Genomic DNA, 12,812 nt, shown 5'->3' on the forward strand with positions numbered 1-12,812 from the left:
TTCCACATTTTTCGCCGGCAATTCCCGAAATATGCGGAAAGTTTCTTGTTATCTTGCTGTATTTCATGGTTATTTTTGGAGTGGGCGGTCCCTGAAAGCGGGTGTCATTTCCGCCGCCATTGTGCCGAAGGCGGTAGCGGGCTATAGGAGGCGCAACCTTTCAGACAGGAGATGCAGGATATGGGAAAGTTGCAGGCGGGTATTATTCCGGTCACGCCATTCGAGCAGAACTGCACCATCCTGTTCGATCAGGACACCAAGGATGGCGTCATCGTTGATCCCGGCGGGGATGTGGACGTCATTCTTCAGGTCGTGGCTGAAAACGGCATCGCGCTGAAGGAAATCTGGCTGACGCACGGGCATCTAGACCATGCCGGCGGCGCCGACGAACTGCGCGAAAAGCTCTCTTTGCCGGTGATCGGGCCGCATGAGGATGACCGGCCGCTGCTGGAGAGGATCGAGGTGCAGGCCGAAAAATACGGTATCAGCGGTTTGAAGAATGTCGTGCCCGACAAATGGCTGAAGGATGGCGACAAGGTATCCTTCGGAGACCATGTCTTCGAGGTCTATCATTGCCCGGGCCACGCACCCGGCCATGTCATCTACTACAACCGCGACCAGCAGTTCGCCCATGTCGGCGACGTCTTGTTTTCTGGATCGGTTGGGCGCACGGACCTGCCTGGCGGAAACCACGAACAATTAATGGCGTCCATTCACGACAAGCTGCTGCCGCTCGGCGATGATGTCGGCTTCATCTGCGGCCATGGCCCCGGCGGGCGGCTGGGTGAGGAGCGGCGCAACAATCCCTATCTCAAGGGTATCTGAGGTTCCGGTGATTTACACTGATGGAACGGCACAAAAAAACCCGGCATTCCTGCCGGGCTTCAACTAGAAAAGAAAGCCGTTTTAGGGTCAGCCAGCAATCTGCAGATTGACTGCCTTCGGGCCCTTGCCGCGACGATCCGGTTCCGTGTCGAAGCTCACTTTCTGATTTTCTGAAAGTCCGGACAGGCCGGAAGCCTGTACAGCAGAGATGTGAACAAAGATATCAGCGCCACCATTGTCTGGCTTGATGAAGCCGAAGCCTTTGTCTGTATTAAAGAATTTTACGGTGCCAGTTTCGGCCATGCATCAGGTCCTTTTCGCTCTGCCCGCGTTCAGCTACAGGCAGCATTACAGTTTTGCCCCGCGTGGGCGTTGGCAGGCAGTTTTTGACTATTGAGAAAATGGACCTTCGCAGCGGGAAGTAATGGCGTTCTCATCCAACGTTTTTCGTCCCACCGCCCGAGGTTTATAGCGTCCCCAGTGCGCAAATTTATAGGCCTTCCCATGCTCGCAAATTGCCCGAACCGCGGTAGAGTGATGCGTTTATCAAAAATTGGCAAGCAAAAGTTTTCACGGGCTTTTTGTCAGATAAAAAACCTGCGGTAGAATAACATCGTGCAATCGCATATTTTTTCTGCATGGGTGACAATTGATGAAATAATTGCCGTTTGCCGCTGGATTTCACGGCAAAATTTGAACGCGGCACCCCGCATTTATGGCGGAATAAGAAAAATAAGTTCTTTTTGCGTCAGGCAGCGCCGGCCATGGGTTTTTGCCGTTTGCGCGTCAGTTCGGGCACCAGTTCGACGATCAGGATCGCGACGAATATGATCAGGCAGCCGATATAGCCGGCGCCCGAAATGGTTTCGTTGAGGAAAATCGAGGCCAGCAAAGCGCCGAAAAGCGCCTCCGAAGACAGGAATATCGCGGCCTGCGGGGCCGTCGTGTAACGCTGGCCGATGACTTGCAGTACGAAGGCGAGGCCGGAGGAGACGAGGCCGACATAGAGGATTTCCGCCAGCGACGCCTCGATGGAGGCCATGCTGATCGGTTCGAACACGACGCCGATCATGCAACTAAGAAGGGAGCAAACGGCGAACTGGGTGCAGGAAAGCGCCAGCGGCCTTCCGCTTTCGGAAACGAAGCGTCCGGCCAGCGTGATCTGGATCGCCCAGAAGAAGGCGCAGATGATGCTGAGAATATCACCCGTTGTCAGCGCCTCGAAGGCGCCGCCGGAGAGCAGGAATATGCCGCCCAGCATCATCAGCGCGCAAGGCCAGACGATCCAGTGGGGATGACGCCGGTAAAGCACGACGGCAATCACGGGCACGAAGATGACGTAGAGCCCGGTCAGGAAGCTGGAATTGGTGACGGTCGTGGTCAAAAGCCCGACCTGCTGGGTGGTGGCGCCGCCGAACAGGGCGAGGCCCACGAGGATGAAGCTGCCGATTTCGCGCCGGCGCGGCGGTGATTTCAGCGACCGCGTTTCCATGAGCGCGAAGGGCAGCACGGCAATGGCGGCGATGGCGAAACGCAGACCGACGAACCAGAACGGGCCGATCGAGGCCATGGCGGAGGATTGCGCGACAAAGCCGCCTCCCCAGATTGCTGCGGCGAGCAGAAGCAGCATATTGGCCTGAATACGCGTCATTGTTGGCACCAGCAGAGCAGGGGCCGGAAGATCATTCAGTCACGGCCGTGGCAGACAGGGGATTTCTGGAATGTCGATCCGGCGATGCGGACGACTGTTCCCGGGTGCTTTAGCAGCAACATGCCGAGGCCGCAAGTCGAGGGGGAAGGCCGCTTATTTGTAGCGGCGGGCCTCGTCCTTCAGGCTGCGCCGGGTGAGCGTCAGGCCGCCGATGCCAAGGCCGATAAAGGCTGCGGCTGACAGGACGATGAGCAGGATGTGAGGGCCGGCCTTCGTGGTTGCCGCTACCTGAGGGATGGCGGATGTGTGCAGGGAGTCGATCGCCTGAGCAGCCGCATTGGCCGAGGTTGCGATGCCGGCTGCCATGGTGACGATGACAAGAAAAGCCGCAACGGCCATCCAGAGGGAAAACAGCGTTCTCTGCGCCCTTAACCTTTCAACGGAAGTCCGATCGTTGGTAAACATGGCTGTCGCCTCTTGTCCCTGTTCTTAAGGATAAAAGAGGCTTCGAAATGGACGGCTTGGAGACCGAATTCTGGCGTTCCGCAGCATTTATTGCGGCAATATTGTGGCAAAGCCTGATATGGCGTCCTTTTGGCCGGATATGGCGTCAGAGGCCGCGTTTTCCGAAGGTCCTGACCTGGCGCAGGGGATGCGGATCGATCGGGCGGTCTTCGCGTGAAAATGCCGGTGGTCCAGCGTTTCTCTCCGTCCTTGACGGGGCGAAATATTCACTGCCGAGTTCCGGGAAACGTGCGTCGAAACTGGTCGGGGCAAGTTCGGGCTTCGCCAGCACGTAACCCTGCATGAGCAGGACGCCGAGTTCCTCGCAGAGATCGACTTGCCAGCCTGTCTCCAGCCCTTCGAAGACCGGCTCAATCCCATCGTCGCGGAACTGGTGGACGATGACGCGCAGAAGGGCGGCGCCCGCCGAATTCTGCATGAAATCGCGCACCCAGCCCGCTTCGAATTTCACATAGTCCGGCTTGATGAGTTTTACCCGGTCGATGTCGGAATCGCCGGCGCCATAGTCATCAAGCGCCACGCGAAAGCCGATATCGTGCATGTGGTAAGCGAAGTCCGCGACCATCTGTGTGTCGGAGGCCTTTTTCTCGGAGATTTCGCAGACGATGCGATCCGCCGTCATGCCGGCCTCGTGGGCGGCAAGCCGCATGCGCTCCACTTCCTGGCGCATCTTGGCCGGCGTCTGGAACAGACCCGGATGGAAGTTGACGAAGATGCGGGCGCGGGAACGGTTGAGCCTGCCGGTGTTGAGAATATGGATCGTGCGCAGGATGCTGTCGATGTTTTCGATGTCTTCAGGCGCGACCAGCGAGAAAAATTCGCCCGGCGTTACCGGCTCGCCATTGCGATGGGGACGCACCAGACCCTCGAAGGAATCGATGTCGAGCACCCCGCTCATCGTGCGGCGGAAAATGGGCTGCAGGGCCGATTTCAGGTTAAAGGTGCGATAGGCCGTGGACCATGTGCCATCGACCTCGCGGACAAGACTGGAAAAGATGCTTTTGAGCGCCATTTTTCAACCAGCTATAGAGACACGACCTCTAGGCTCGCGAATGTAGCGTATCAAGCGTTACTTCCGGGTTAAGGAAGGTTAAATTCTCCGCCGCGGCACATAAGCCGGCTTTTGACCTTGAAAGAAGGCCTGTCTTTCGACATAGAAAATGCCGCAGATGACAAGTTTTCCAACCTCTGCTGATGTCAACCCCAATAGGACCGATTAAAAATGGCCTTCCTTGCCGACATTCTCTCCCGCGTAAAGCCATCCGCCACCATCGCTGTTACCCAGAAAGCCCGTGAGCTGAAAGCGAAGGGCCGCGATGTGATCAGCCTTGGCGCCGGCGAGCCGGATTTCGATACGCCCGAAAATATCAAGGAAGCGGCCATCGACGCCATCAAGCGCGGCGAAACGAAATACACGCCTGTTTCCGGCATTCCGGAACTGCGCAAGGCCATTGCCGACAAGTTCAAGCGTGAAAACGGCCTGGACTACAAGCCGGAGCAGACGATTGTCGGCACGGGCGGCAAGCAGATCCTCTTCAACGCCTTCATGGCCACGCTGAACCCGGGTGATGAAGTCGTCATTCCCGCGCCTTACTGGGTAAGCTACCCGGAAATGGTGGCGATCTGCGGTGGTACGCCGGTTTTCGTCGACACGACGCTCGAAGACAATTTCAAGCTGAAGCCGGAAGCGCTGGAAAAGGCGATCACGCCGAAGACCAAGTGGTTCGTTTTCAATTCGCCGTCCAACCCCTCGGGCGCTGCCTATTCGCATGACGAGCTGAAGGCGCTGACCGATGTGCTGGTCAAGCATCCGCATGTCTGGGTGCTGACTGACGACATGTATGAGCACCTGACCTATGGCGATTTCAAATTCGTCACTCCGGTGGAAGTAGAGCCTTCGCTTTATGACCGTACGCTGACGATGAATGGCGTCTCCAAGGCCTATGCCATGACCGGCTGGCGTATCGGCTATGCCGCAGGCCCGCTGCCGCTGATCAAGGCCATGGACATGATCCAGGGCCAGCAGACCTCGGGCGCCAGCTCCATCGCGCAATGGGCAGCTGTCGAAGCGCTGAACGGCACACAGGATTTCATTCCGGCCAACAAGAAAATCTTCGAAGGTCGTCGTGATCTCGTCGTCTCCATGCTCAACCAGGCCAAGGGCATCAATTGCCCGGCTCCGGAAGGCGCGTTCTACGTCTATCCGTCCTGCGCCGGCATGATCGGTAAGACCGCGCCGTCGGGCAAGGTCATCGAGTCGGATGTGGATTTCGTCTCCGAGCTTCTGGAAGCCGAAGGCGTTGCCGTCGTGCAGGGATCGGCCTTCGGCCTTGGCCCAAACTTCCGCATTTCCTACGCCACGTCGGAAGCGCTGCTGGAAGAGGCCTGCAAGCGCATCCAGCGCTTCTGCGCCGATTGCCGCTGATCGGTTGATACGGTCTTGAAGGAAGCCCGGCAGCGATGCCGGGCTTTTTTTGTTTTCAAAGTCCCGCAAGCTCTCTCCGTCATGCTCTGGCCTGTCCCGAGCATCTGCAACGTCCAGATTTATTTGGACGTGCTTAGATCCTTGGGACAAGCCCAAGGATGACGTCGTGTAGGAGGGCAGCGTTGTCATCACCCTCAGCCCGGCAGCCTGCCGGGCTTTTCTTTCGGCTAAAGCCCGAGAAACAGCAGCATGATGAAGGTGGCGAAGAGGATGAAATGGGTCATTCCCTCGATCGCGTTGGTTTCACCGTCATTGAGATTGATGGCGGCGGCGATGAGGGTGATGAAGACCATGACGGTCTGAACCGGCGTCATGGCCATGATGAAGGGCTGGCCGGTATAAAGCGCGATGCCCTCCATCACAGGAACGGTCAGGATGACAGTCGAGAGCGATGCGCCCATGGCGATATTGACCACGGCCTGCATGCGGTTGCGCAGGGCGGAGCGGAGCGCGGTGAGGATTTCCGGCGATGCCGAGATTGTTGCCACCACGACCGCCATCAGCGCGGGCGGTGCGCTGGTGCCTTCGAGGCTTTCGCTCAGGAAGGTCGACATGAATTCCGCCAGCACGCCGATCAGCACCACGCCGGCGATGATGAGGCCGATAGAAAGCGGAACGCTGCCTTCGTCTTCCTCCTCCGCATGACCGTCTGACGGCTGACCGGCCGGATGCGTCTTGCGAGGGTAGGCGTAGCTGAAGAAATAGCTGTGCGGGCCAACCTGCATTTTGAGGAAGAGCGCATAAAGCGCGATCATTGCGACGATGGTGAAGGCGGAATAAACGTGCCAGCTCTGCTCTGGAATGAACTCCGGCACGATCATCGAAATACCCATGGCCGTGAGGATCATCACGCCATAGGTCTTGCCGGAATCGTCATTATAGGGCTGTTCGCCGTGGCGCAGGCCGCCGAGCAGGGCGGCCAGGCCCAGAATGCCGTTGATGTCGATCATGACGGCGGAATAGATCGTATCGCGCACGAGGGTGGGTGAACTGGATTCGCTCATGATGATGGCAAGGATCAGCACTTCCACGGCGACCGCCGAGAGGGTGAGGATCATCGTTCCATAGGGATCGCCGACCTTGGCGGCGAGGATTTCGGCGTGGTGGGCGACCCGCATCGAGATGAGAACGATCAGTCCGATCAGCACGATTGCGGCAATGAGCGCCGCCGTTTTTCCGGCTTCGAATATGGCATGCTCGGTCATATAGGCGATGATTGCCGCCGGTATCGCGAGAAGCAGCATCCGCTCCTGTTTCAGAATAGAACCCGCCATCGATTTCCCTTCCCCGTGTCAGTCCCAGGCTGTGACGTATCGTCCATGAGATCAAGCAGGATTTGCGCTTGAGTGCTTTTGGTAGGATAGTGGTGTCGCAGGACATGCTGCTCATGCCGCGCTGTCCCATCGGGTGCAATGCTTGAAACGCGGTTGTGGTTGCCATGTCGCCTACCGAGACAGGAGGACCATGCATGACCAAAGTGGTGTATGAAATCGTCGAACATGACGGAGGCTTCGCCTACCGCATGAACGGCGCTTATTCCGAAACATTTCCTACCTATGCCGATGCGGTCGAGGCCGCGCGCATCGTTGCCGCCGAACAGCAGGTTGGGGGCGATGACGAGGAAATCAGCTATCAGGATGAGAGCGGCCACTGGCATGAGGAATATAGCCAGGGCGGCGATCGGCCGGAAGCCGAGGTGGTCGACAAGACGTCACAGCCGGCCAGACCGTTTTGATGAGCGAGTTTTGCGGTATCGATGCCGGATTGGCGCTAGCGCCGTTTCGGCGGAGCACCCGGATCGGTTTCTTTGAGATGACCCTTGAGGCCTTCGACGAGGGCGCTGAAGACGGCACGGCATCGCGGTGAAGTCTTGAGATTTTCATGCATCGCCACCCAGGTGTGGAGCGGGATGTCGATTTTCGGAAGGACCTGCACAAGCCGAGGGTCCTTGCGCGCCAGACCGATCTGACAGACGCCGATGCCCGCGCTGGCGCGGATCATGGCAAGCTGGGCGAGGTTGCTGTCGGCGCGGATTTCGAAGGAAATTTCCTCAATATCGGGTATTTCAGGATCGAGCGAGCGCATCCGCTGGATGGCCGCCCGGATGAAAGGCGTCTTGCGGTCGAAGCCGACCATGCGGTGATGGTTGAGATCTTCCATGCTCTTCGGAGCGCCGGCTCTCGCCAGATAGTCGCGCGTCGCATGAAATCCCAGACGGAAATTGCCGATGTAACGCATGACGATCGCATCCTGCTGTGGTTCGGTCATGCGAATGGCGATATCGGCCTCACGCCGCAAAAGGTCTTCCAGCGTATCGGACAGTGAAAGCTCGATTTCAAGCCGGGGGTGGATTTCCTGCATGGCCGTGATGATCGGCGGCAGCATCTCCACGCCGATGATGTCAGAGGCGCTGATGCGCACGGTGCCTTCGATCTTGCCGACCTCGCCGGAGGCCGCGCGCATGAGGGCTGCGGTCGTCGCCGCCAGATTTTCCGCATAGGGGCGGAGCGCAAGCGCTGCTTCCGTCGGCATCAGCCCGTGGGGCGAGCGGATGAACAGCGGAAAACCGACGGCTTCTTCCAGAGCGCCGATGTGGCGTCCCGCCGTCGGCTGCGTGATGCCGAGTTCGCGCGCGGCGGCGGAAAGCGAGCCGTCACTCAGCACGCTGAGGAAGGTGCGGTAAAAATCCCAGCTGATGTCACGGCTTCTTGTCATAAGATTTTGTATAGCTGCTCCACTCATTTCGATAATTTCGTATATCGCAGAACGGGACGATACTCCAGCCCATAACAAGGAGTACGGCGATGGTATATGAGAACAATGCAGATACAGCGGCGAATGACCGGCCTCTGGCCCTGATTTTGGGGGTGAATGGCGGTGTCGGCAGTCAGGTCTCCAGGATGCTGCAGCAACGGGGATGGCGGGTGAGGGCGATGACACGCCAGCAAACGGCGTCCCGGACCACTGGTGATATCGAGTTCGTAACCGGAGACGCCATGAACCGGCAGGATGTTCTCGGCGCGGCAAAGGATGCGCGGCTGATAGTCCATGCGGTTAATCCTCCGGGATATCGCAACTGGGACAGGCAGGTATTGCCGATGCTGGACAATACCATTGCCGCCGCCGAGGCCTGCGGGGCGAGGATCGTCTTTCCGGGCAGCGTCTATAATTTCGGCCCGGATGCCTTTCCCCTCCTGACGGAAGAAAGCCCGCAAAAGCCCTTTACCCGCAAGGGCACGCTGCGTGTGGAAATGGAGCGGCGGCTGAAAATGGCGTCGATGCGTGGTGTGCCTGTTCTGATTGTCCGGGCGGGGGATTTCTTTGGGCCGGATGCGAGAAATAACTGGTTTTCGCAGATGCTGGTAAGGCCGGGAAAGCCGGTCCGCAGCGTCCAGAATCCCGCCGCCCCTCATGCGGGGCATCAATGGGCCTATCTGCCTGATGTGGCGGAGACGATCGGTCGGCTGCTTGACCGTGCCGGTGAGCTTCCGGCTTTCGCCGTCTATCACATGGAAGGTTTCTGGGATTTCGACGGGCTGCAGCTGATTGACGCGATCGAGCGGGTTGTGGGGCATCCGGTCAAGCGGCGGCGGCTATTCTGGCCGGGGATCAAATTGGCCGCGCCTTTCGTTCCCCTGTTCCGCGAAGTGCTTGAAATGCAATATCTCTGGCAGATGCCGATCCGGATGAGCAATCGCAAGCTGACGGATTTCCTTGGAACGGAACCCAAAACACCGATCGATGTCGCGGTATCGGCGACATTGGCGAGCCTCGGCTGCCTTGAGCAGAGGCAGGCCCCGGCGAGCCTTCCTCATCCGGCCGATGCCGGGGGCAGGGTGTGATGGCGACGGCTGCGAATGGGGTGTCGGCTCGGCGTCGCCTGTTTGCCGTGATTTCGGCAAGCGTGCCGGTCCTGATCTTCGCGCAGGTGCTGCTGGCCGGGCTGTCGATCTATTATGATGGATCGCTGCTTTCGCTGCATAAGGGGCTCGGTGTCCTGATCGCCGTTCCGATCCTGTCGCTGGTGTTCCTCGCTCTGCGGTACGACGATCTGCGGCCTAACCTTGCCCGCACGCTGGTCCTGCTTGGTCTTTATTGTCTTCAGGTGGCGCTGATGAGCATCGGCCGGGAAACGGGCAATGGCTTTCTGCAGGCGCTGCATGTGCCCAACGCCTTCGTCATGGGCGCGTTTTCCGATTTTGCCGCGCGGCAGGCGCGCGCCCTGCACTGAAAGAAATACGCCGCACCGCTCTCGAGCAGTGCGGCGTATTTGCTTGATCCTTTATCAGGCGAGCGCCGGATAGTCGGTATAACCCTCGGCTCCGCCGCCATAGAAGGTCGGCTGGTTTGGCTCATTGAGCGGCGCATCGTTTTTCAGGCGGCGCACCAGATCCGGATTGGCGATGAAGGCCTTGCCGAAGGCCACGGCGTCCACCTTGCCGCTTTCGACGGCTTCGATGGCGCTCTCGCGGTTATAACCATTATTGGCGATCCACAGGCCCTTGCCGCCGGCATTGCGATAGGCGGCCTTGAAGGCGGCGTAATCGAAAGGCTTGTCGCCCTGCTTGAAATCGCGCGGGCCGCCGGTTGCGCCTTCAACGACATGGATGAAGGCGAGATTGCGCTTGCCGAGCTGTTCCACCACGTAATTATAGAGCGGCTGCGGATCGGCTTCGAAAATATCGTTGGCGGGGGTAACGGGGGAAAGGCGGATGCCGGTGCGGCCCGCGCCGATCTCTTTCGCCACCGCATCGACGACTTCCAGCAGGAAGCGGGTGCGGTTCTCGATCGAGCCGCCATACTCATCCGTGCGCTGGTTGGTGCTGGATTTCAGGAACTGCTCGATCAGGTAGCCATTGGCGGCATGGATTTCGACGCCGTCGAAACCGGCCTCCAGAGCCGCGCGTGCGCCGCTGGGGTAATCCTCAAGGATGAGGCCGATATCGTCGATGGTGAGCGCGCGGGGCTCTGAGGTTTCGGCAAAAGCGCCGGTGCCGTCATCATTGATGATATAGGTCTTCGACTTGGCGGGAATGGCGGAAGGAGCAACCGGCTGGCCGCCATGCGGCTGCAACGAGGTGTGGGAAATGCGGCCGACATGCCAGATCTGCGCGACGATCTTGCCTCCGGCTGAATGCACGCCATCGGTAACCTGTTTCCAGCCCGCAATCGCTTCCCGCTTGTAGAGGCCCGGAACATCCGCATAGCCCTGACCCTGCTGGGAAATCGGCGTGCCTTCGGTGACGATCAGCCCGGCCGTGGCGCGCTGCTCGTAATAGGTGGCGTTGAGATTGTTGGGAATTGCGCCCGGCGAGCGGTTGCGGGTGAGGGGGGCCATGACGATACGGTTGGCGAGTGCGATATCGCCGGCCTGTGCCGGTTCGAAAAGACTGGTCATGCGACTTCACTTTCTGGTCGGTTGGCGAAATTGCGCGGCAGGCGCGCTATCTGGGTCGGGCGCCGGATCGAAACCTGCGTTGCGGTTCCCATCCGGCACCCCGGGGCTCAAAGCTTGGGAGGCTCAGAGATTGGCGTGCAGATAATTGCGGAAGGCGTCGATGGTTTCCTCGTTGCGCTCAAAAAACACCCATTGCCCAACCTTTTTCGACCTGATGAGGCCAGCCGCCTGCAATACCGCCAGATGCGACGAGACGGTGGATTGCGACAGGCCGCTGATCTGAAACTGGTTGGCGCACACGCCCATGCTAAGCGGATGCTCCTGACAGAAGTGACTTTCCGGCCGCTTCAGCCATTCCAGAAATTTCAGCCTTGCGGGGTGCGAAAGGGCCTTGAGGATTTCCTCCGGGTTCATCTGGGTTTCTTTAATATCTGACATGAGCGATATTTATATCGATCATTTTCGATATACAAGTAACGTCTCTGTGAGGACCGTGGGGAGCGGGCAGGCGGTTCCAAAAAAGAAGGCCGCAGGATGTCTCCGCGGCCTGACAAGTTTGAAGGTCAAAACCTCCAGAGGGGAACAGCTGTCGCGTGCCTTGGGCGAGCGTGACAGCCAACTAAAATATGGGAGCGGCAATAATGCAAAACAAGGTTGCATCATGCGATATTTCGCCAATTTGGAGAAAATTCTTGCGGGTAAAAAAAGAGGGCCGCCGGATGGATCCAGGGCCCTTTAAGTGTGAAGGTCAAAAACCTCCAGAGGGGAACAGCTGATGCGGTGGAACTGGGAGGAAAAGCCACCGTGTGCATCAGCTGAGAGCGATATGGTGCTTTTTTGTGCACGAAACAACTCTTTTTTGTGCAGGTCAGGCATGCGCACCACGCAGCCCTCGATATTTCCGGTATATTTTATGTGCAATGCTGCCGGAGAGCGCCAGCGTTCCGCTCACGCAACGCTTTGCGTAAGCTGTTGAAATTAAAGCACGATAGACAAGTATCGGCTATTTTAACGTCAGAAGTTCCAGTTTCGCGCCTTGGCGACGATGAAGTCGCGGAAGGCTTTCAGCTTTGCAGCGTTTTTCATCTCGTCAGGATAACAGAAGTAGGTATCGAATGACGGAATATCTGCGGCGAGCGACAGCTGGATGAGGCCGGGATCGCGCCCGACGATATAGTCAGGCAAACAGGCGATGCCGATTCCCAACAGGCAGGCGCGCTTGATCGATGTCTGGCTGTTGATCTGCAGATGCGGCGTGCGCGTGTTGTCGGAAGACCGTCCGGCATTTTCCAGCCAGTTGACATCAAGGAGATAGTTGGGCGCCGGCTCGCCGAAAGAGATGATGCGGTGGTTGTCGAGATCCTCGATCGACTGCGGCTCTCCGTGACGGTTGATGTAGGACGGTGCGGCATAGACGTGCATATGCACCGTGAATAGCTTGCGCTGGATGAGGTCCGACTGCTGCGGCTGGCGCAGGCGGATGGCGCAATCGGCGTGGCGCATGTTCACGTCCAGCTCCTCATTGTCGAGGATGAGCTGGATCGACATTTCCGGGTAGAGCTGCAGGAATTCCTGCACCTTGTCCGTCAGCCAGCCCTGGCCGAGACCAACGGTCGTCGTCACGCGCAATTTGCCGCTCGGCTTCTCCGTCGTCTCCGTCAGTTGCATCTTGACGGTTTCGAGCTTCAGCAGCACGTCATGGGCGGTGCGATACAGCAGCTCGCCCTGTTCGGTGAGGATCAGGCCTCGGGCGTGGCGATGGAACAGCTTGACGCCGACATCCTGTTCCAGCGCGCTGACCTGACGGCTGATGGCCGACTGGGACAAATGCAGCTTGTCGGCAGCATGGGTGAAAGACCCCGCTTCGGCTGCGGCATGAAAAATGCGCAGTTTATCCCAGTCCAATGGCATTGCCATGCCTATCCTGC

At 58.5% G+C, this 12,812-nt stretch carries 15 protein-coding genes; 6 read left to right on the top strand and 9 right to left on the bottom strand.

The window, feature by feature from the left end; translation table 11 throughout:
• Nucleotides 1-180 precede the first annotated feature (180 nt).
• A complete protein-coding gene (locus CFB10_RS13580; protein ID WP_026363862.1) occupies nucleotides 181-825 on the top strand; it encodes an MBL fold metallo-hydrolase in 645 nt (214 codons plus the stop codon).
• 87 nt (nucleotides 826-912) lie between these two features.
• Here the strand turns inward: CFB10_RS13580 and CFB10_RS13585 are convergent, their stop codons facing one another.
• The 4 genes from CFB10_RS13585 to CFB10_RS13600 all read right to left on the bottom strand — a co-directional run bounded on the left by CFB10_RS13585 (nucleotide 913) and on the right by CFB10_RS13600 (nucleotide 4,013).
• Nucleotides 913-1,128 carry a cold-shock protein gene (locus CFB10_RS13585; RefSeq protein WP_003494703.1) on the bottom strand — a complete coding sequence of 72 codons (216 nt, stop codon included), beginning with the start codon at nucleotides 1,126-1,128 and terminating at the stop codon, nucleotides 913-915.
• 445 nt (nucleotides 1,129-1,573) lie between these two features.
• A complete protein-coding gene (locus CFB10_RS13590; RefSeq protein ID WP_020011337.1) occupies nucleotides 1,574-2,476 on the bottom strand; it encodes a DMT family transporter in 903 nt (300 codons plus the stop codon).
• Between the two features lie 153 nt (nucleotides 2,477-2,629).
• The gene (locus CFB10_RS13595; protein WP_081629615.1) at nucleotides 2,630-2,941 is read right to left on the bottom strand and encodes a hypothetical protein; all 312 of its coding nucleotides are present in this window, start codon (nucleotides 2,939-2,941) and stop codon (nucleotides 2,630-2,632) included.
• Between the two features lie 145 nt (nucleotides 2,942-3,086).
• Nucleotides 3,087-4,013, bottom strand: a complete 927-nt coding sequence (locus CFB10_RS13600) for an EAL domain-containing protein (RefSeq protein WP_020011335.1) — start codon at nucleotides 4,011-4,013, stop codon at nucleotides 3,087-3,089.
• A 210-nt stretch (nucleotides 4,014-4,223) separates the two neighbouring features.
• Between CFB10_RS13600 and CFB10_RS13605 the strand changes: the two genes are divergently transcribed.
• Nucleotides 4,224-5,426 (top strand): pyridoxal phosphate-dependent aminotransferase, encoded by a 1,203-nt coding sequence (locus CFB10_RS13605; RefSeq protein ID WP_003513431.1) that lies wholly within the window; start codon nucleotides 4,224-4,226, stop codon nucleotides 5,424-5,426.
• Nucleotides 5,427-5,653: 227 nt separating this feature from the next.
• On the opposite strand, the gene CFB10_RS13610 is transcribed toward CFB10_RS13605, so the two are convergent.
• Nucleotides 5,654-6,760: a calcium:proton antiporter gene (locus CFB10_RS13610; protein ID WP_020011334.1), complete on the bottom strand. Its 1,107-nt coding sequence runs from the start codon at nucleotides 6,758-6,760 to the stop codon at nucleotides 5,654-5,656.
• Nucleotides 6,761-6,954: 194 nt separating this feature from the next.
• Here CFB10_RS13610 and CFB10_RS13620 point away from each other — a divergent pair, with 194 nt between their 5' ends.
• Nucleotides 6,955-7,221, top strand: a complete 267-nt coding sequence (locus tag CFB10_RS13620; RefSeq protein WP_004430396.1) for a DUF2188 domain-containing protein — start codon at nucleotides 6,955-6,957, stop codon at nucleotides 7,219-7,221.
• 35 nt (nucleotides 7,222-7,256) lie between these two features.
• Here CFB10_RS13620 and CFB10_RS13625 read toward each other — a convergent pair whose 3' ends face one another.
• Nucleotides 7,257-8,201 (bottom strand): LysR family transcriptional regulator, encoded by a 945-nt coding sequence (locus tag CFB10_RS13625; protein ID WP_020011333.1) that lies wholly within the window; start codon nucleotides 8,199-8,201, stop codon nucleotides 7,257-7,259.
• An 89-nt stretch (nucleotides 8,202-8,290) separates the two neighbouring features.
• Here CFB10_RS13625 and CFB10_RS13630 point away from each other — a divergent pair, with 89 nt between their 5' ends.
• Together CFB10_RS13630 and CFB10_RS13635 are read left to right on the top strand one after the other, a co-directional pair.
• Complete coding sequence (locus CFB10_RS13630) at nucleotides 8,291-9,328, top strand: NAD-dependent epimerase/dehydratase family protein (RefSeq protein WP_026363861.1); 1,038 nt, start codon at nucleotides 8,291-8,293, stop codon at nucleotides 9,326-9,328.
• The gene (locus CFB10_RS13635) at nucleotides 9,328-9,717 is read left to right on the top strand and encodes a DUF6220 domain-containing protein (RefSeq protein WP_020011331.1); all 390 of its coding nucleotides are present in this window, start codon (nucleotides 9,328-9,330) and stop codon (nucleotides 9,715-9,717) included. Before CFB10_RS13630 ends, CFB10_RS13635 begins: the two co-directional genes overlap by 1 nt.
• A gap of 54 nt (nucleotides 9,718-9,771) precedes the next feature.
• On the opposite strand, the gene CFB10_RS13640 is transcribed toward CFB10_RS13635, so the two are convergent.
• Nucleotides 9,772-10,884 (bottom strand): alkene reductase, encoded by a 1,113-nt coding sequence (locus CFB10_RS13640; RefSeq protein WP_020011330.1) that lies wholly within the window; start codon nucleotides 10,882-10,884, stop codon nucleotides 9,772-9,774.
• A 123-nt stretch (nucleotides 10,885-11,007) separates the two neighbouring features.
• The gene (locus tag CFB10_RS13645; protein WP_026363860.1) at nucleotides 11,008-11,298 is read right to left on the bottom strand and encodes a helix-turn-helix transcriptional regulator; all 291 of its coding nucleotides are present in this window, start codon (nucleotides 11,296-11,298) and stop codon (nucleotides 11,008-11,010) included.
• Between the two features lie 22 nt (nucleotides 11,299-11,320).
• Between CFB10_RS13645 and CFB10_RS23765 the strand changes: the two genes are divergently transcribed.
• Nucleotides 11,321-11,623 (top strand): hypothetical protein, encoded by a 303-nt coding sequence (locus tag CFB10_RS23765; RefSeq protein ID WP_020011328.1) that lies wholly within the window; start codon nucleotides 11,321-11,323, stop codon nucleotides 11,621-11,623.
• Between the two features lie 275 nt (nucleotides 11,624-11,898).
• Here CFB10_RS23765 and CFB10_RS13650 read toward each other — a convergent pair whose 3' ends face one another.
• A complete protein-coding gene (locus tag CFB10_RS13650; protein WP_020011327.1) occupies nucleotides 11,899-12,795 on the bottom strand; it encodes a LysR family transcriptional regulator VtlR in 897 nt (298 codons plus the stop codon).
• Nucleotides 12,796-12,812: the final 17 nt, after the last annotated feature.

This window comes from Agrobacterium sp. 719_389 (genome assembly GCF_900188475.1).
GTDB lineage: Bacteria > Pseudomonadota > Alphaproteobacteria > Rhizobiales > Rhizobiaceae > Agrobacterium > Agrobacterium radiobacter.